Origin of the sequence: Nocardioides sp. (assembly GCF_025964975.1) — a bacterium.
GTDB lineage: Bacteria > Actinomycetota > Actinomycetes > Propionibacteriales > Nocardioidaceae > Nocardioides.
On the sequence record NZ_JAOPXV010000139.1, the window covers coordinates 1 to 17,084 of the forward strand.

The 17,084-nt window shown below is 68.8% G+C and carries 17 protein-coding genes and 1 pseudogene; 9 read left to right on the forward strand and 9 right to left on the reverse strand.

What is annotated here, in order from left to right:
* A pseudogene (locus JWN68_RS10415) lies at positions 1-1,441 on the reverse strand (excinuclease ABC subunit UvrA); the annotation flags it as partial.
* A gap of 97 nt (positions 1,442-1,538) precedes the next feature.
* Between JWN68_RS10415 and JWN68_RS10420 the strand changes: the two are divergent.
* Positions 1,539-2,240, forward strand: coding sequence for an AzlC family ABC transporter permease (locus tag JWN68_RS10420; protein ID WP_297738425.1), 702 nt, complete (start codon positions 1,539-1,541; stop codon positions 2,238-2,240).
* Positions 2,237-2,554, forward strand: coding sequence for an AzlD domain-containing protein (locus JWN68_RS10425; protein ID WP_297738427.1), 318 nt, complete (start codon positions 2,237-2,239; stop codon positions 2,552-2,554). The genes JWN68_RS10420 and JWN68_RS10425 overlap by 4 nt, the downstream gene beginning before the upstream one ends.
* Positions 2,555-2,557: 3 nt before the next feature.
* Here JWN68_RS10425 and JWN68_RS10430 read toward each other — a convergent pair whose 3' ends face one another.
* The 3 genes from JWN68_RS10430 to JWN68_RS10440 all read right to left on the reverse strand — a co-directional run bounded on the left by JWN68_RS10430 (position 2,558) and on the right by JWN68_RS10440 (position 4,709).
* Positions 2,558-3,577 (reverse strand): LLM class flavin-dependent oxidoreductase, encoded by a 1,020-nt coding sequence (locus tag JWN68_RS10430; RefSeq protein WP_297738429.1) that lies wholly within the window; start codon positions 3,575-3,577, stop codon positions 2,558-2,560.
* A gap of 44 nt (positions 3,578-3,621) precedes the next feature.
* Positions 3,622-3,888, reverse strand: coding sequence for a hypothetical protein (locus tag JWN68_RS10435; RefSeq protein WP_297738431.1), 267 nt, complete (start codon positions 3,886-3,888; stop codon positions 3,622-3,624).
* Between the two features lie 179 nt (positions 3,889-4,067).
* Positions 4,068-4,709, reverse strand: coding sequence for a hypothetical protein (locus JWN68_RS10440; RefSeq protein WP_297738432.1), 642 nt, complete (start codon positions 4,707-4,709; stop codon positions 4,068-4,070).
* An 89-nt stretch (positions 4,710-4,798) separates the two neighbouring features.
* Between JWN68_RS10440 and JWN68_RS10445 the strand changes: the two genes are divergently transcribed.
* Both JWN68_RS10445 and JWN68_RS10450 read left to right on the forward strand, forming a co-directional pair.
* On the forward strand, positions 4,799-5,968 hold the full coding sequence (locus tag JWN68_RS10445) for a benzoate/H(+) symporter BenE family transporter (protein WP_297738434.1): 1,170 nt from the start codon (positions 4,799-4,801) through the stop codon (positions 5,966-5,968).
* A 24-nt stretch (positions 5,969-5,992) separates the two neighbouring features.
* Positions 5,993-6,643: a hypothetical protein gene (locus JWN68_RS10450; RefSeq protein ID WP_297738436.1), complete on the forward strand. Its 651-nt coding sequence runs from the start codon at positions 5,993-5,995 to the stop codon at positions 6,641-6,643.
* 9 nt (positions 6,644-6,652) lie between these two features.
* On the opposite strand, the gene JWN68_RS10455 is transcribed toward JWN68_RS10450, so the two are convergent.
* The 3 genes from JWN68_RS10455 to JWN68_RS10465 form a co-directional block, all read right to left on the reverse strand.
* On the reverse strand, positions 6,653-7,552 hold the full coding sequence (locus JWN68_RS10455) for an NAD(P)H-binding protein (protein ID WP_297738438.1): 900 nt from the start codon (positions 7,550-7,552) through the stop codon (positions 6,653-6,655).
* A gap of 339 nt (positions 7,553-7,891) precedes the next feature.
* Complete coding sequence (locus tag JWN68_RS10460) at positions 7,892-9,598, reverse strand: alkaline phosphatase D family protein (RefSeq protein ID WP_297738440.1); 1,707 nt, start codon at positions 9,596-9,598, stop codon at positions 7,892-7,894.
* A complete protein-coding gene (locus tag JWN68_RS10465; protein ID WP_297738442.1) occupies positions 9,595-10,611 on the reverse strand; it encodes a zinc-dependent alcohol dehydrogenase family protein in 1,017 nt (338 codons plus the stop codon). The genes JWN68_RS10460 and JWN68_RS10465 overlap by 4 nt, the downstream gene beginning before the upstream one ends.
* Before the next feature lie 103 nt (positions 10,612-10,714).
* Between JWN68_RS10465 and JWN68_RS10470 the strand changes: the two genes are divergently transcribed.
* The 5 genes from JWN68_RS10470 (at position 10,715) to JWN68_RS10490 (ending at position 15,807) form a co-directional block, all read left to right on the forward strand.
* Positions 10,715-12,241: a UDP-N-acetylglucosamine 1-carboxyvinyltransferase gene (locus tag JWN68_RS10470; protein ID WP_297738444.1), complete on the forward strand. Its 1,527-nt coding sequence runs from the start codon at positions 10,715-10,717 to the stop codon at positions 12,239-12,241.
* 9 nt (positions 12,242-12,250) lie between these two features.
* Positions 12,251-13,069: a GNAT family N-acetyltransferase gene (locus tag JWN68_RS10475; protein WP_297738446.1), complete on the forward strand. Its 819-nt coding sequence runs from the start codon at positions 12,251-12,253 to the stop codon at positions 13,067-13,069.
* A 19-nt stretch (positions 13,070-13,088) separates the two neighbouring features.
* Positions 13,089-13,871 carry a glycerophosphodiester phosphodiesterase gene (locus JWN68_RS10480; RefSeq protein WP_297738448.1) on the forward strand — a complete coding sequence of 261 codons (783 nt, stop codon included), beginning with the start codon at positions 13,089-13,091 and terminating at the stop codon, positions 13,869-13,871.
* Entirely contained in the window at positions 13,868-15,229 is a 1,362-nt protein-coding gene (locus JWN68_RS10485) for an MFS transporter (protein WP_297738450.1), read from the forward strand. The genes JWN68_RS10480 and JWN68_RS10485 overlap by 4 nt, the downstream gene beginning before the upstream one ends.
* A gap of 194 nt (positions 15,230-15,423) precedes the next feature.
* Positions 15,424-15,807 (forward strand): RNA polymerase-binding protein RbpA, encoded by a 384-nt coding sequence (locus tag JWN68_RS10490; protein ID WP_297738452.1) that lies wholly within the window; start codon positions 15,424-15,426, stop codon positions 15,805-15,807.
* Between the two features lie 16 nt (positions 15,808-15,823).
* On the opposite strand, the gene JWN68_RS10495 is transcribed toward JWN68_RS10490, so the two are convergent.
* Together JWN68_RS10495 and JWN68_RS10500 are read right to left on the reverse strand one after the other, a co-directional pair.
* Complete coding sequence (locus tag JWN68_RS10495) at positions 15,824-16,333, reverse strand: FxsA family protein (protein ID WP_297738454.1); 510 nt, start codon at positions 16,331-16,333, stop codon at positions 15,824-15,826.
* On the reverse strand, positions 16,330-17,064 hold the full coding sequence (locus tag JWN68_RS10500; protein ID WP_297738522.1) for a polyprenol monophosphomannose synthase: 735 nt from the start codon (positions 17,062-17,064) through the stop codon (positions 16,330-16,332). Before JWN68_RS10500 ends, JWN68_RS10495 begins: the two co-directional genes overlap by 4 nt.
* Positions 17,065-17,084: the final 20 nt, after the last annotated feature.

The following is a 17,084-nucleotide window of genomic DNA, read 5'->3' on the forward strand; positions in this document are numbered from 1 at the left end:
CGTGCGGATGGAGCCCAATGGTGGGTTCATCGAAGACGTACGTGACGTCGGTAAGCGAGGACCCGAGATGCCGGATCATTTTGGTGCGCTGGGCCTCGCCGCCGGCCGTACCGGCCGCAGGCCCGAGGTCGACGACGTGGTCGGCGATCGAGATCGTCTCCGCCTTGTGCTCGACCACCAGCACGGTGTTGCCCTTGTCGCGCAGCTGGAGCAACAGCTTGTTCATGCGCTCGATGTCGTGCGGGTGCAGCCCGATGGTCGGCTCGTCGAAGACGTAGGTGACGTCGGTGAGCGACGACCCGAGGTGCCGGATCATCTTCGTCCGTTGTGCCTCTCCCCCGGACAAGGTGCCTGCCGGCCGGTCGAGCGAGAGATAGCCCAGGCCGATGTCGACGAAGGCGTCCAGGAGGTGCTGGAGCCCCTTGACCAGCGGCGTGACGGAGGGCTCGTCGAGGTCGCAGATCCAGTCAGCCAGGTCGCTGATCTGCATCTGGCACAGCTCGGCGATGTTCTTGCCCTTGATCCTCGACGACAACGCCTCCTTGGTGAGCCGCGCCCCCTCGCAGTCGGGACAGGTCTGGAAGGCGACCGCGCGCTCCACGAACCGGCGCACGTGCGGCTGCATCGCCTCGGGGTTCTTGGACAGCATCGACTTCTGGACCTTCGGGATGATCCCTTCGAAGGTGAGGTTGATCCCCTCCACCTTGATCTTCGTCGGCTCGGCATGGAGCATCGTGTCGAGCTCCTTCTTGGTGAACGTCGAGATGGGCGTGTCCATGGGCAGGCCCATGCCCTCGAAGAGGCGGCCGTACCAGCCGTCCATCGAGTAGCCCGGGACGCGCAGCGCACCGCCGTTGAGCGACAGCGTGTCGTCGTACAACGCGGTCAGGTCGATGTCGTTGATGGTTCCCATGCCTTCGCAGCGCGGGCACATGCCACCGAGGTAGACGGCGTCGCGGACCACGCTCTTCTCGACCCGCCCACCCTTGTCGGTCGACATGACGCCGCTCGCCTTGCGCGTCGGCACGTTGAACGAGTACGCGGTCGGCGGACCGATCTGGGGCGTCGCCACCCGGCTGAAGAGGATGCGCAGCATCGCGTTGGCGTCGGTGGCGGTGCCGACCGTGGATCGGGGGTTGGCTCCCATCCGCTCCTGGTCCACGATGATGGCGGTCGTCAGCCCTTCGAGGGAGTCCACCTCGGGTCGCGCGAGCGAGGGCATGAACCCCTGCACGAAGGCGCTGTAGGTCTCGTTGATCATCCGCTGCGACTCTGCCGCGATCGTGGCGAAGACCAAGGAGCTCTTGCCCGATCCGGACACACCCGTGAACACCGTCAAGCGGCGCTTGGGGATCTCGACGCTGATGTCCTTGAGGTTGTTCTCCCGCGCTCCTTGCACCCGGATCCGGTCGTGACGGTCGGCAGCGTGCGTCGGGGTCATGGAGCTCCTCTGTGCGGGTGGGCGTGCAGGTGATCGTCCCTCGTGGACGGCTCGGGGGCAACGAGTCGGAGCCGCCGCGACTTCCTAGACTGCAGCAGTGACGACGAGGAGCAGGGGGGAGGAAGGTCTCGCCGACGACCACTGGACCTCGTTCCGCCGCGGACTGCGCCTGGGTGTCCCCTTCGGCATGGTCGGGTTCCTGCTCAGCCTGTCGTTCAGCGTGCTGGCGAAGCAGGCGGGCTTCAGCACCGCCCAGGCCATCGTCACTGCGGCCATCATGTTCGCCGGGTCCGCGCAGTTCGCGATGCTGTCGGTGGTGAGCGCGGGCGGTGGCATCCCTGCCGCCCTGATTGCAGCCGGCCTCATGCACTCACGGTTCCTGGCCATGGGTGTGGCGCTCGCGCCGTCCCTCCCGGGCGGTGCCCTGAAACGGGCGGCACAGGCCCAGGCCAGCGTCGACACGTCGTGGGCCCTGGCCAGCCGCGGGGACGGCACCTTCGACCGCTGGCTGATGTACGGCACGACGCTGCCCCAATACGTCACGTGGACCACCGGCGCGGTCGCCGGCGCCGTCTTCGGCGATGCGCTTGGTGACACGCACGGGCTCGGTCTCGACGCCATCTATCCGGTGTTCTTCCTCTCGCTGCTCATCGCCGAGCTGCGCGACCCCGCCCTGCGCCCGGTGGCCGCAGCGGGCGGCCTCCTTGCCCTCGCGCTGGTGCCGATCACGCCACCCGGCGTCCCGATCCTGGCCGCCAGTGCGGTCGCGCTGGTCGGTCTCGTGCGGAGGAATCCATGACGCTGTCGTACGCCGAAGTCTGGCTGCTCATCGGTGGCGCTGCCGTCGTCACCGTCCTCATCAAGGCCTGCGGGCCGGTGCTGGTGGGCGGCCGGGTGCTGCCACCGTGGTTCGACCGCGTCGTCCTCCTGCTTGCTCCGAGCCTGCTCTGCGCGCTGGTCGTCACCTCGACGTTCGCGGGAGGGCGGTCGTTGTCCGTCGGCGCGCACACCGTCGGCGTGGCCGTGGCTGCTGTCCTGCTCTGGCGTCGACACTCGCTGGTGCTGTGCGTCGCCGTCGCGGTCGCCATCACGGCCGGGCTCCGGGCGCTCTGAGGCTCAGCGCCAGCCGAGCTCGGGGGCTACGTGGGTGAGCAGGCTCTCGATGAGCTGCGCGTTGTAGTCGACCCCCAGCTGGTTGGGCACCGTCAGCAGCAACGTGTCGGCGGCAGCGATGGCCTCGTCCTCCGCGAGCTCCTTGACGAGGACGTCGGGCTCTGCGGCGTACGTCTTGCCGAACCGTGCCCTGCCGCCGTCCAGGATCCCGACCTGGTCGGTGCTCTGTCGCTCGTTGCCGAAGTAGGCGTGGTCCATCTCGGTGACCAACGGCATGATGCTGCGGCTCACCGAGACGCGGGGCTCCCGCAGGTGACCGGCAGCCTTCCACTCACTCCGGAATCGCTCGATCTGTTCGGCCTGCAGCTGGTGGAAGGGCACGCCTGTGTCCTCGCTGAGCAGGGTCGAGCTCATCAGGTTCATCCCCTGCTCAGCGGTCCACTCGGCCGTAGCGCGAGTGGCGGCGCCCCACCAGATGCGGTCCCGCAGCCCCGGGGAGTGTGGCTCGAGGCGGAGCAGGCCCGGCGGGTTGGGGAACATCGGCCGGGGGTTGGGCTCCGCGAACCCCTCTCCCTCGAGCAGCCGGAGGAACGTGGCGGTGTGCTCGCGGGCCATCGCGGCGTGGTCGCTGCCCTCCGCCGGGTGGTGGCCGAAGTAGCGGTAGCCCTCGATCACCTGCTCCGGTGAGCCGCGGCTGATCCCCAGCTGCAGCCGCCCGTCCGAGATCAGGTCGGCGGACCCGGCATCCTCGGCCATGTAGCAGGGGTTCTCGTAGCGCATGTCGATCACCCCGGTGCCGATCTCGATCCGGCTCGTGCGAGCCCCGACAGCCGCAAGCAGCGGGAAGGGCGACGCGAGCTGGCGGGCGAAGTGGTGGACCCGGAAGTAGGCGCCGTCGGCACCGAGCTCCTCGGCTGCGACGGCGAGGTCGATCGACTGGTGCAGCACGTCAGAGGCGCTGCGTGTCATCGAGTGGGGCGAGGGGTTCCAGTGACCGAACGACAGGAAACCGATATTCTTCATATACCTTTCAACGACGTAGGGGCCGCCAGCTATTCCGCGGTCCATCACAGCCCGCCACCTAACCCGTTGTCGGCGACCAGCAGGACGACGTCGTCGTCCGCAGCCACCGTGACGATGCGTTCGCCGGCCGTCTCCACGGATGAGGACGGGAGCTCGACGGGGGTCCAGGTGTCGCCGTCGGGGCTGTGCCACGCCGCATAGCTGACCCCGTCGCTCGTTGTGGCCCACTGCCCGCTCTCGCCGGTGACCAAGGACGACACGAAGGGGCTGCTCCTCGCCTCGTCGGGCAGCGAGCCGAAGGTCTGGCCCATGCGCCAGCCGTCGTCGTCGCGTCGCCATACCCGAAGGCGTCACCCCGCAGGCCCAGGGCGACCAGGTCGTCGCCGACCGTCACCACGCGTTCGAGGTCGTCGAACTCATCGCTGCCGGGCACCTCCAGGCGTTCCCACGACGTGGCGTCCGGCGACGTCCAGACGACGCGGCTGCCGGTTCAGCGTCGTCCGCGCATTCCCCCCGCCGACCACCACCCAGCTCGCGCCGTCCCACACCCCGCCTGGGCCAAGGAGCTGAAGCCCTCCTCGTCGGCGAGACCCGGCACGTCCTCCTCGATCGTGAAGTCGCGCCCGTCCGTGGAGTGCCAGACGGCCGGGCCGCTGATCCGGTTGCCGGTGAGGTTGAAGGCAGCACGCTGGTCGTCCAGCCCGCCGTTCTTCTCGAAGAACGTGGTGATCCGGGGGTTGCCGTGGGCTCCCCCGAACCTCGCTCCCACCGCCACGACCCGGCCGTCGGCGCAGGCGACGGTGGACGGGACCGCGCGCCGGCTCCAATAGGTCGTCGCGGTCACGTCCAGGGCCGTCCAGGTCACCCCGTCCTGGGATCGCCAGGCCGCAGGGCGTGTGTCCCGCGTCTCGAGCGGGTCTGCCAGTTGTACCCCGCCCACGGCCGTCCACGCTCCGCCGCAGCGCACCGCGTCCCGCACCGCGAGCTGCCCCGGCAGGCCGCGGGGACCCGGGAGCTCCACCGCGTGCCAGTCGGGGGCCTGCGGCTCGGGGTCGACCGAGTCCGGTCCGGCGTCACAACCGAGCGGCAGCACGAGGAGGGCCGAGAGGAACACAGCCGAGGCAGACCGCACGGGTCGATCGTGCCACGCCTGCCCTGGCGCCAGTGGGCCCGCGTCCACGCGAGTGCCACCGCAGGTCGTGTGGGCCCTACCCTCCACGCATGAGCGTGCGGAGCCGGGACAGCAGTGTGTCGCACGCGATGGGCGCCGGCGTGATCACAGCCCTGGTCGGCTTCACCTCGTCCTTCCCCGTTGTGCTCACCGGCCTCGCTGCCGTGGGCGCCAGCCAGGACCAGGCAGCGTCCGGGCTCGCTGTCGTCACGCTGACCATGGGGCTGGGTTGCATCGTGCTGTCGCTGATCCTGCGAATCCCCGTGACGATCGCCTGGTCCACGCCCGGCGCCGCGCTCCTGGCCGGAGCGACCCTCCCCGTCGCCGGGTGGGCGGGAGCCATCGGAGCGTTTCTCGTGGCGGGCGCCCTCTACCTCCTCACCGCCCTCGTCAAGCCCCTCGGCGACTGGGTGGGACGGATCCCCAGCGCCGTGGCCAGCGCCATGCTCGCCGGCGTGCTCTTCACGTTGTGCGTGGCGCCGTTCCAAGCGCTCGCCGTCGACCCGGCAGCCATCGCGCCGGTGCTCGTGACGTGGCTGGTGCTGCTGCGGTTCGCCCGCCGCTGGGCGGTTCCGGGGGCACTCGTTGCCGCCGGCGTCGTCATCGCCGTCCTGGGCGAGCCGCTCGGCAGCGGCTCCCTGCTCCCCGCACTGACCTGGACGGCCCCAGAGTTCAGCTGGCGCACAACCTTGGCTCTGGGCGTTCCCCTCTACCTCGTCACCATGACCGGCCAGAACATTCCCGGTGTTGCCGTGATGGAGTCGTTCGGCTACCGCAACCCGCTGCGTCCTGCGCTGCTCTGGGCAGGCACGAGCACGGTCCTCTCGGCACCTGCCGGCGGCTTCAGCCTCAACCTGGCCGCGATCTCTGCGGCCCTGGCCGCCGGTCCCGAGGCGGGACCGGACCGGGACCGACGCTGGATCGCCAGCGTCACCTGCGGCGTGGTCTACGTGCTGCTGGCTGCGCTCTCGGTGCTGGTCACGAGCATCAGCGCCGCCGCGCCCGCCGGGATCATCGCCTCGGTCGCGGGAGTGGCCCTGATCGGCACCTTCGCGGCAGCTGCCTCGGCGGCCCTGGTGGACGTCCGCCACCGCGAGGCAGGTGCCGTGACGTTCCTGGTCGCTGCCTCCGGTCTGTCCTACGCAGGCATCAGTCCCGCCTTCTGGGCACTCGTGGCGGGCGCCATCGTCCTGGCCGCATTGCGACTGCGCGCGCACTGACCAACCCCTGCTTGGATGGTCCGCATGACCGACCGGGACACCCTCGAGACCGCCGACGAGTTCCATGCCCGCGTCATGGCAGCGACCGACGACGAAGGGCGCCTGGCCGTCGCCGTCGAGGAGATGCCGGGATGGGACATCTTCCCCTTCGAGCTCGACTCGCTGCGGATCAAGCCGCTGCAGCCGTTGGCGGACGAGGAGCCCGCGCGTCGGGGCGAGGACCCGACGGAGTGCTGGTGCGTAGCGGGCTCGTTGCCCGAGCGCATCGCTGACAACGTCCTGTGGAGCAACGAGCGATGGTTGGTGACCCTGGACCACCAGATGAGGCTCCCGCTCGCCTGTAACCTGATGCCCCGCGAGCACTGCGACCTCACCACCGTGCCCGACCACCTCACCGCCGAGATGGGGCAGCTGATCGTGGCTCTGTCGGTCGCGATCGAGGAGCTGCCGAGCGTCGGACGGATGCAACTCGCGAAGTACGGCGACGGCGGGGCCCACCTGCACCTGTTCTTCTTCGGCCGACCCGACCGGATGCTGCAGCTGCGTGGGTCGACACTCATCGACTGGGAGGAGAACCTGCCGGTCGTCCCGCCCGGGGTGCTTCGCGCCAACGCGGCCTTCGTCTCCGCGCAGCTGCAGGAGCGCGTCGGCGGCACCGGTCCCAGCTGGAGGTGAGCACGGCTCTCAGCGGTCGGCTGCGGCCCGTTCCTTCAGGGCGACGCGGACCGCTTCGGCGTACGACATCGGCTCCCCGGGCACGACGTCGTGGATGGAGGTGTCGGTGACGATCACCTCGGTCGCCATGGAGTCGATCAGGTTGCGACCGGTCGTGACGTCGACGTCGGTGACCAGCGCGAGCCAGTACGACGACAGGCGCGGCGTCATCACCGGGACCTGCACGATCGGCAGCGCCGCCGTCCCGGACACGACCGCTGCCTTCTGGAGCATCTCGAGGTAGCTCATCGACTCCGGGCCGCCGATCTCGAAGGTCCGTCCGATCGCTCGCTCGTTGTCGACGACGCCCGCCAGGTAGCGCACCACGTCGTCGAGGGCGATGGGCTGGGTGCGGGTGTTGACCCACTTCGGGACGACCATCGCGGGCAGGTTCTTCACCAGCTGGCGGGTGATCTCCCACGAGATCCCGCCGTGCCCGACGACGATCGCGGCTCGAAGGGTCGTCACCGGCACGCCGTCCGCAGCAAGCAGGTCCTCGACCTCGCGCCGGGAGCGCAGGTGCGCTGACAGGTCGGAGTCCTCGGAGCCCAGGCCGCCGAGGTAGACGATCTGCGAGACGCCGGCGGCCGCGCAGGCCGTGCTGAAGTTTCGCGCCCCCTCGCGATCACGCCGCTCGAAGTCCGCGTGGTCGAGTGAGTGGACCAGGTAGACCGCGACGTCGACGCCCTCGAGCGCCTCGGCCAGGGACGCGGGATCCGACACGTCGCCCCGCACCGGGTCGCCGGGGCCTGAGTAGGAACCCGGGTTCCGGGTCATGGCGCGTACGACGTGACCGTGCTTGAGGAGGACAGGCACGAGACGGCGACCGACGAATCCAGTGGCTCCGGTGACCAGGACGATGGAGGGCATGCCTTCACCCTCGCAGATGGGCGAAGCGGGCGTCCCGGACCGGGCGCTCGGTCACGGCCGACTAGTCACATCGGGTGGTTGTGCTGACCTGATCGCACTGCTGTCGCCACGTTCCGCTTCCAGCGGGATGACGGGGTGTCACTGTGAAGTGGTCCAGTCAACTCGAGGATTCGTGGGAGCAGATCATGTGGGACACCGTCGTCACCGACAGCAGCCACCTTTCGCACGATCGTCCGTGCGCCGGCTGCGGACACGGACAACACAGCTACCTGCCCTGCTCCGACTCGTGCGCGTGCGTCCACGGCCGCGTCCTCCTCGGCAGCCCTCGCTAGTCGCCCGCTAATCACCCAGCCGGTAGTCGGCCACCTTCACCAGCTGAGGCAGGCCCGGGTTGTCCACGACCTCGCCCTTGACCCACCACATGCGCACTCCGCGCGGCTCGAGCTCGAGGCACGCGAGGTTGTTGTCGAACCACGGACCCTTGACGTAGGTCCACCTGAGCGGACCGTCCGGGACCTTCGTCGACTTCGAGACCATCCGCCCCAACGGACCCGCCACCCCGTAGGACAGCGCCGCTGTCGCGAATCGGGTCTTCGGTGAGAGCGGGTTGCGGATTGGGGAGCAGACAGCCTGGAGCACCGCGCTCGTCAGGGTCCTGCCGCTGCGCGCTGCGCGGCGCGCCAGGCGCGCCTCACTCACATAGCTGTGGTGGACGTCCCCCGACAGGAAGCTGACGCTCACCGGGGCGCGACCGCGCTCGCCGGCGGCCACCTGGATCGTCATCTCTGCCACCGCGGCGAAGGTCTCCTGGAAGGCCGCCCAGTGCTCGAGGTCAACGGCCTGCCGAAGCTTCTCCCCCACCTTCGCGCCCCGTCTCCCCCACGTCCCGCCGGCGAGGGCCTCGCCGAAGGCTTCGAGGTGATGCAGGCCCCTGGCCAGCATGAACGGGAGCGACGTCCCGATCAGGAGGTGGTCCACGTCGCCGCGCATCCGCTCGTCGAGCCAGGCCAGCTCGTCGGGGTCCAGCAGTGCCCGCTTCGACGGCTCGAGGACACGCGCGGCGCGGGAGTCGACCACGACGAGACGGGCCTGGGTGTCGAAGTCCCGGCAGTAGGACCAGCGATAGGTCGTCGGCTCGCGGTCCACCCGGTCGGCGAAGGCGTCCAGCACGTCGCTCAGGTCCAGCTCGTCCGATCCCTCGTGGGCGAGGACCAGTCGGTAGATCTCGTCCTGCCGGCGCTCGGTCGGCGACAGGTTGCCGAGGTGCTGGTAGACCCAGTACGACGCCAGGCCGGCCACGATGCGTCCGTGCCACCATGACGTGGCCTGCATCTCGTCGCGCCACGCCTGCGAGGTGTTCCAGTCGTCGCGGATGTCGTGGTCGTCGAACATCATCGCGCTCGGCAGCGTCGAGAGGAGCCACCGGTTGGTGGGGTCGGACCAGGCGAGGGAGTACAGGTGCGCGTACTCCTCGAAGTCCTTGAGCTCCTCCCACGGCGGCTCCTCGATGTCGCGACGGGACGCGATGAACTCGCGCATCTCGTCGGTCGTCTCGTCGGCGTAGACCTGGTCGCCGAGCAGGAGCAACAGGTCGGGCCACCGCGGGTCGGACAGGTCTCGGTCCTCGCGGTGGTCGGCCTGGACCGGAACCGTGTCCGACATCCGAAGTGCGTAGCTGCGGAGCGCATCCACCCCGTGGCTCTTCACCCCGGCCGCGTCGTGACCCACGCTCGTCCGGCACGAGCCGAAGGCCATCCGCAGGGGCTTGCCCGGCTGCAGCGTCGCGATGATCGACGTGGCGGCGTCGTCGTCGGGCCAGACCTGCTCACCGTCGACGGAGACGGTGTAGGTCTCCCGGGACGCGGGTTCGAGCCCCTCGAGCTCCACGAGCGCGTAGTGGTGGCCGTGCACGGCGAAGGTCCGTGCGGTCGCCGTGACGGCGCCCCGGACCACCGTGACCGTGGCTGCCGCCTCAGTCTCGACCCACACGGAGGCGGACGTGTCGTCGACGTACCGCAGGAGCGGACCCAGCCGCAACCCGTTCACGGCTGGATGAGCACCTTGATCGCCCGGCGCTCGTCCATCGCGCGGTAGCCGTCGGGCGTCTGGTCGAGCGGCAGCGTCAGGTCGAACACGAGACCGGGGTTGATCGCCCCGGAGAGCGTCAGCTCAAGCAGCTCGGGGAGATACTTGCGCACGGGCGCCATACCCCCGGCGAGGCCGACGTTCTTCTGGAACATCTTCCGCACGGGCAGCTCCACGTCGTGCGGGACACCGACGAAGCCCACCGTCGCTCCTGGACGCGCGACCGCGAAGGCCGTCTTGATCGCGTCGTCGGTGCCGACGCACTCCAGCACCGCGTCCGCCCCGATGCCGTCGGTGATCTCGGCCACCTTGGCGGCGCCCTCCTTGCCGCGCTCGGCGACGACGTGCGTGGCGCCGAACGAGCGGGCGATCGCTTGACGGGACTCGTGCCGCGACATCGCGATGACGCGCTCGGCACCCATCTGGGCAGCGGCCAGGACCCCGCACAGTCCCACCGCGCCGTCGCCGACCACGACCGCCGTGCTCCCGGGCTTCACGCCGGCTGCCACCGCCGCATGCCAACCGGTGGCCATCACGTCCGAGAGCGTCAGCAACGAGGGCAGCAGGGCCGCGTCGGGCATGCCGCCGGTCTTGACCATCGACCCGTTGGCCTGGGTGACTAGGGCGTACTCGGCCTGCCCGCTGATGGTGAAGCCGAGGTTGACGCACCCGGCCTGCATGCCGTTGCGACAGTGGGCGCACGTGTTGTCGCAGTGGTCGAAGGGCACGATGACGAAGTCGCCGGCCTTGAAGTCGGTGACCTCCGAACCCACCTCCTCGACCACACCGATGCACTCGTGGCCGATGGTGTCCCCCGGCGTGATGTCGTTGTGACCGCGGTACGGCCACAGGTCGGACCCACAGATGCAGCCGGCCGTGACCTTGACGATGGCGTCCGTGGGCTTGGTGATGGTCGGGTCGGGGACTTCCTCGACGCGGATGTCGCCGGGGGCATGGATGGTGGTTGCGCGCATGCTTCGAATCCTTGCACGGGAGCCGCACCGGCGGCAGGTGCGTGATAACCCGCCGGGGTGAGCCCAACTTGTCGTATCTCATATCTGAGATACCGTTCTCGGCATGCAGATGGACTACAAAGGGCGCATCGGCAACCTCATTCGCGATGCCCGCAAGCACCGGGGGCTGACCCAGCACCAGCTGGCCGAGCTGCTGGCCACCAGCCAGAGCGCGATCAACAGGATCGAGAAGGGTCACCAGAACCTCTCCCTCGAGATGCTGGCCCGGATCGGTGCCGCTCTCGACTCCGAGATCGTCGCCCTCGGCGCGGGCCCGACGCACCTACGGGTCAACGGACCGACGACCCTGTCGGGCTCCATCGTGGTGAAGACCTCGAAGAACGCAGGGGTCGCGCTGCTCTGCGCGGCCCTCCTCAACCGAGGCCGCACCACGCTGCGCAAGGTCGCTCGCATCGAAGAGGTCAACCGGCTCCTCGAGGTGCTGGCCTCCCTCGGGGTCCAGACGCGTTGGCTCAACGACCAGAACGACCTGGAGATCATCCCGCCGGCCGAGCTCGACCTCGCCAACATCGACGAGGCCGCGGCCCGCCGTACCCGGTCGGTGATCATGTTCCTCGGGCCACTGCTGCACCGCAGCGACTCCTTCGAGCTCCCCTACGCCGGCGGCTGCAACCTGGGCATCCGCACGATCCAGCCGTTGATGGCTGCGCTGCGGCCGTTCGGCCTGGAGGTCAAGGCCTCCGAGGGGCACTACCACGCCACGGTCAACCGGGCGATCGAGCCCGAGCGCCCGATCGTCCTGACCGAGCGCAGCGACACCGGCACCGAGACCGCGCTCATGGCGGCCGCGCTCCACCCGGGCACCACCGTCATCCGCAACGCCTCGTCCAATTACATGGTCCAGGACCTCTGCTTCTACCTGCAGAAGCTCGGTGTCGAGGTCGACGGCATCGGCAGCACCACCCTGCGCGTCACCGGCTGCGAGTCGATCGACGTCGACGTCGACTACTCCCCCTCCGAGGACCCGATCGAGGCGATGTCCCTGCTGGCCGCCGCCATCGTGACCAGGTCCTCGATCACCATCGAGCGGGTGCCCATCGAGTTCCTCGAGCTCGAGCTCGCCATCCTCGAGGGGATGGGCTTCCGCTACTCCCTCACCGAGGAATACGTCGCGGCGAACGGCGCCACCCGTCTCGTCGACATGACCACGCACCCCAGCGACCTGACGGCACCGCTCGACAAGATCCACCCGATGCCCTTCCCGGGCCTCAACCTCGACAACCTGCCGTTCTTCGCGGTCATCGCTGCCGTGGCAGACGGACAGACGTTGCTCCACGACTGGGTCTACGAGAACCGCGCCATCTACCTCACCGAGCTCAGCAAGCTCGGCGCCTCGGTGAAGCTGCTCGACCCGCACCGCGTGATGATCGAAGGCCCCACTCACTGGTCGGGCGCCGAGATCGTCTGCCCACCGGCCCTGCGTCCCGCTGTGGTCATCCTGCTTGCGATGCTCGCCTCCAAGGGCACCTCGGTCCTGCGCTCGACCTACGTCATCCACCGTGGCTACGAGGACCTCGCCGAGCGGCTCAACCAGCTCGGTGCCAACATCGAGACGTTCCGCGACATCTGAGGCGAGGGCGTGACGGCCGCGGCGACTCCCCACACCTTGCTCGAGGCGTACGACGCCCAGCTCCGCCGCGAGGCCGAGCTGACGGGAGCCAGCGACGTCACTGTCGACGGGCCGCTGGTGCGTGGGATCTTCGACCGCGGAGGCTTCGTGAGCTATCGCGACCTCGACGGGCTCACCGGGTCGGCGCTCGACGAGCTGATCGAGCGGACGATCGCCTACTTCCGCGACGAGACCGCGGTGCCGGAGTTCGAGTGGAAGACGCGGGGCCACGACGCGCCGGCCGACCTGGCCGAGCACCTGATGGCTGCGGGGTTGACCCCCGATCCCGAGGAGACGGTGATGATGGGGGAGGCAGCTGCGCTCGCGGTCCCCGTCGCGCTCCCGGAAGGAGTGACCGTGCGCCGCATCGATCGGCACTCGACAACCTTCCTCGACGACGCGCGCCGAAGTGCCGCCATGCAGATCCGCGTCTTCGGTGGTGGACCCAGCTCCGCCTCGCTGATCAAGCTGCTGAGCGGCCCTGACGACCTGACGCAGGCGTGGATTGCCGAGGCCGACGGCGAGGCCATCTGCGCGGGCCGCCTCGAGATCGTCCCCGGGACCGAGTTCGCCGGCCTCTGGGGTGGCGGCACGCTGGAGCCATGGCGGGGTCGCGGGATCTACCGCGCCCTCGTCAGCGCCCGGGCGGGGTGGGCCGTCGAGCGCGGCGTCCGTTATCTGCAGTCGGACTGCACGCCGATGTCCCGACCGATCCTGGAGCGGTCCGGTCTGTCAAGAGTCACCACCACTACTCCTTTCATGTGGCGGCGCTCACCTCAGGCCGGCTGAGCACGTTCATACTGCCCGGGTGAATCGCGTCTACCTCGACCACCCACGTGTGCTGGCCTTCGCACACCGCGGAGGTGCGTTCCACCCCGAGCTGGAGGGGTTGGAGAACACGATGGCTGCCTTCCGTCATGCCGTGGACCTGGGATACGTCTATCTCGAGACCGATGTCCACGTCAGCAGCGACGGCGTGCTGCTCGCCTTCCACGACGAGGTGTTGGACCGGGTCACCGATCGCACCGGCAGCATCGCCAGCACGTCGTACGCCGATGTGAAGGCCGCCCTCATCAATGGCCGCGAACGGGTGCCGACCCTCACGCAGCTCTTCGAGGAGTTCCCGAAGGTGCGCTTCAACATCGACATCAAGTCGGCAGGGTCGGTGCCGGCCCTGGCCGAGTTCATCTCGGTCCACGACGCGTGGGACCGGGTGCTCGTGGGCTCCTTCTCGGCCCGTCGGCTCTCCACGTTCCGGCGCCTTACCGGGGGCCGCGTCGCGACGTCCGCACACCCCCTCGAGGTGGCTGCCTACGTGCTGGCCCCCACCGCCCGCCTCGCCCGGATACTGACGCCGGGCAAGCCGGACGCGCTGCAGATCCCCCACCGCCATGGTCGGCTGACCGTGGCCTCGGAGGGTGTCATCCGCCGCGCCCACGCCAACGGACTCCAGGTCCACGTATGGACCATCGACGATCCCGCAGAGATGTCGATGCTGCTCGATCGTGGTGTCGATGGCCTTGTGACCGACCGCACCGACATACTCAGCGACGTGCTGCGATCCCGCGGCCAATGGGAGGGACCAACATGAGCCAAGCACCCAGCGGTGTCGCCGATCTCCGGCCGCTTGCGCAGGAGAAGGAGCAGAAGGCCTGGTACTGGTACGACTGGGCCAACAGCGCCTATGTGACCACGGTCGGGACCGTGTTGTTCGCGCCGTACATCATCGCGATCGCCAAGGAGGCCGCGGTCGACAACCGGGTCTCACTGCTGGGCATCTCCGTCGCGCCGGGCTCGTTGCCGTCCTACCTGGTCACCATCTCCACCATCATCTCGGCCGTCGTTCTCCCCTTGATGGGACCCGTGGCCGACCGGACCGCCAACAAGAAGCGGTTGCTCGCGACCTTCGCCTGGCTCGGTGCCCTGTCTGGCTCGCTGGTCTTCTTCGCCACCGGAAGCAACTGGCAGATCGGCGCGCTCGGGTTCTTCCTCGCCAACATCTTTCTCGGTGCCTCCCTCGTCGTGAACGACTCGATCCTCCCGTTGATCTCCGACGAGGAGAACCGCGATCGGGTCTCGTCGCGAGGGTGGGCCTGGGGCTATCTCGGTGGTGGCTTGCTCCTGACGGTCAACCTCGCCCTCGTGACCATCCTCCCGTTCGGCCTGAGCACGGGGATGGCAGCGCGAGTCAGCATGCTCTCCGCGTGCATCTGGTGGGCAGCGTTCACCCTGATCCCCTTCTTCCGGCTCAACGACCACGAGCCGATCCCCCTGGCCGAGAGCGAGGGCGGCAACCGGGGAATCGTCGCCGAAAGTTTCGGCCAGCTCGGAAAGACCCTTCGTGAGCTCCCGAGATATCCGGTCGCCCTGAACTTCCTGCTCGCCTACCTCTTCTTCAACGACGGTATCCAGACAGTCATCGCCTCGGCGTCCACCTATGGATCCGAGGAGCTCGGATTCGGCCAGTCCGTCCTGATCGGCACCATCCTGCTCGTCCAGTTCGTTGCTTTCGGCGGAGCGCTGCTGTTCGGTCGCCTGGCCAAGCGACACGGTGCCAAGCACACGATCCTGGCCGGTCTCGGCATCTGGATGCTGATCGTCACCGCAGCGCTGTTCCTGCCCGAGGAGTCGCTGATTCCGTTCCTGCTCCTGGGCGCCGCGATCGGCATCGTCCTCGGAGGCACCCAGGCCCTGGCGCGCTCCTACTTCTCGATGCTGATTCCCCGCGGCAAGGAAGCCGAGTACTTCAGCTTCTACCACGCGATGGACCGAGGCACATCGTGGTTCGGGACCCTGGTGTTCGGCTTGACCTACCAGTTCACCGACTCCTACCGACCAGCGATCTTCGCCCTGATCGTGTTCTTCGTCATCGGCGGCCTGCTGCTCATGCGCGTCGACACCGAGCGCGGCATCCGCGACGCCGGCAACGACGTGCCTGCCGTCATCTGAGGAGGCGTCGGAGCACCCCAAGAGGTGGCTTCCACCCTGATGATTCCCCGGAATCTTGGCGACAGCGCTAACGTTGAACGAATCGAGACGTAAAGCGCCTGCTCGTTCGGCGTCAGGACAACCCGATCCGTGCGTCTCAATACCGTTCGTTCACCCAACCGGACGGACAGTCAGCACACTGTGGAGGTGGCACAATGGCGGAGCGCACACTACGCGGCGCAAGGCTCGGCGGCCAGAGCTTCGAAGACGAACGCGGCATCGAGTTCGCAGCCCGGCAGCAGTCGGGATATTGCTGCGAGAACGGGCACGAGTTCGAGATCACGATGTCGGTCGAGGCGGACGTTCCCGCCAACTGGGAGTGCCCGCGCTGTGGGGCAAAGGCACTCAGCACCGCCGGCATCCTGCCCGAGGAAAAGGTTGAGAAGCCCGCGCGTACCCACTGGGACATGCTCCTGGAGCGGCGCTCGACCCAAGAGCTCGAGGACATCCTGAAGGAGCGCCTCGACCTGCTACGCGGCGGTGAGATCGGTCCGGCGCACCTGCACCGCGCCAACGCCAAGAAGCGCAAGGTCTCCTAGCAGTCTCGCAGGAGCACTACTCGACCACTTCGCCCTCCACGACGGACCCACCCGGGTCCGGGTGGGGGCGTCGTGCATTTCCGCCGGCGTCTCTGAAGGCGCCGCCAGGACCGGTCCGTGGCGCGTACGCCGCCATGCCGCCGCCCATCAGCCTGCGAGCCACCACCCGCGTCAGCGCCCGGCGGGCCAGCGGACGTGTGACGGGCAGGATCAGGAGGATGCCCAGCAGGTCGGTGACGAACCCCGGGCTGAGCATCAGGGTGCCGCCCACGAGGATCAGCGCACCGTCCGCCAGTTCGCGTGCCGGCATGGCGCCGGTGCTGAGCGCCGTGCGAAGCGCCTCCCAGGCGCGGCCACCCTCGCGCCGGATCAGCCACGTGCCCAGGATGCTGTCGGCGATGAGGAGGAGGATCGTCCACCAGGGGCCGATCACCTGCCCGACCTGGATCAATACGAAGATCTCCAGCAACGGCACGATGACGAACGCCACCAGCAGCAGCCAGACGGGGAACCTGCGCCGCGTCATGGGGTGTGCCTCCGCCTGCGCAGCGCGCCTCGGAACTGCTTGTTGCGCTCGCGCAGCCCCCAGGTGGTGATCCGCTTGAGCGACTCGGTCGCGACCTGGCCGCTCATCTTGGAGTCCCCACGCTCGCGCTCGACGAACTCGATCGGTACCTCGACGACCCTCATGCCCGCGTTGATCGCCCGATAGGCCATGTCGGTCTGGAAGACGTAGCCGGTGGAGATCACGGTGGCGAGGTCGATCTTCTCCAGCGCCGCTCGGCGGAAGACGCGGAAGCCCGCAGTGGCGTCCTTGACGCCCATACCGAGGAGCAGCCGGACGTAGAGGTTGCCGCCGCGCGAGAGGAGTTCGCGGTGCCGGGGCCAGTTGACGACGCTTCCCCCGGGGACGTAGCGGGACCCGATGACCAGGTCGGCGTGCCCGAGGGCGGTGAGCAGCCGGTGGAGCTGCTCCGGCTGGTGCGACCCGTCGGCGTCCATCTCGCCGATGACGTCGTAGCCCTGGCCGAGCGCAACGGTGAAGCCGTGGACATAGGCCGCCCCGAGCCCGGCCTTGACCGTCCGGTGCAGGACCTGGACCTGACCGTCACCTGCCGCGATCCGGTCCGCGAGGTCGCCCGTGCCGTCTGGGGAGTTGTCGTCGACCACAAGCACGTCCACGTCCGGATGTGCCCGGCGCAGGCGGCCGACGATCAGCTCGAGGTTGGTCGCCTCGTTGTAGGTGGGGACCACCATCACGACGCGGCCCAGTTCCG

Excerpts from the sequence above, each read along its gene's own strand:
- JWN68_RS10425 (WP_297738427.1), top strand. The coding sequence starts at position 2,237 with ATGACGCTGTCGTACGCCGAAGTCTGGCTGCTCATCGGTGGCGCTGCC.
- JWN68_RS10500 (WP_297738522.1), bottom strand. The coding sequence starts at position 17,064 with ATGGTGGTCCCCACCTACAACGAGGCGACCAACCTCGAGCTGATCGTC.
- JWN68_RS10465 (WP_297738442.1), bottom strand. The coding sequence starts at position 10,611 with ATGCGCGCAACCACCATCCATGCCCCCGGCGACATCCGCGTCGAGGAA.
- JWN68_RS10470 (WP_297738444.1), top strand. The coding sequence starts at position 10,715 with ATGCAGATGGACTACAAAGGGCGCATCGGCAACCTCATTCGCGATGCC.
- JWN68_RS10435 (WP_297738431.1), bottom strand. The coding sequence starts at position 3,888 with ATGGGCCAGACCTTCGGCTCGCTGCCCGACGAGGCGAGGAGCAGCCCC.
- JWN68_RS10495 (WP_297738454.1), bottom strand. The coding sequence starts at position 16,333 with ATGACGCGGCGCAGGTTCCCCGTCTGGCTGCTGCTGGTGGCGTTCGTC.
- JWN68_RS10485 (WP_297738450.1), top strand. The coding sequence starts at position 13,868 with ATGAGCCAAGCACCCAGCGGTGTCGCCGATCTCCGGCCGCTTGCGCAG.
- JWN68_RS10455 (WP_297738438.1), bottom strand. The coding sequence starts at position 7,552 with ATGCCCTCCATCGTCCTGGTCACCGGAGCCACTGGATTCGTCGGTCGC.
- JWN68_RS10445 (WP_297738434.1), top strand. The coding sequence starts at position 4,799 with ATGAGCGTGCGGAGCCGGGACAGCAGTGTGTCGCACGCGATGGGCGCC.
- JWN68_RS10490 (WP_297738452.1), top strand. The coding sequence starts at position 15,424 with ATGGCGGAGCGCACACTACGCGGCGCAAGGCTCGGCGGCCAGAGCTTC.
- JWN68_RS10430 (WP_297738429.1), bottom strand. The coding sequence starts at position 3,577 with ATGAAGAATATCGGTTTCCTGTCGTTCGGTCACTGGAACCCCTCGCCC.
- JWN68_RS10450 (WP_297738436.1), top strand. The coding sequence starts at position 5,993 with ATGACCGACCGGGACACCCTCGAGACCGCCGACGAGTTCCATGCCCGC.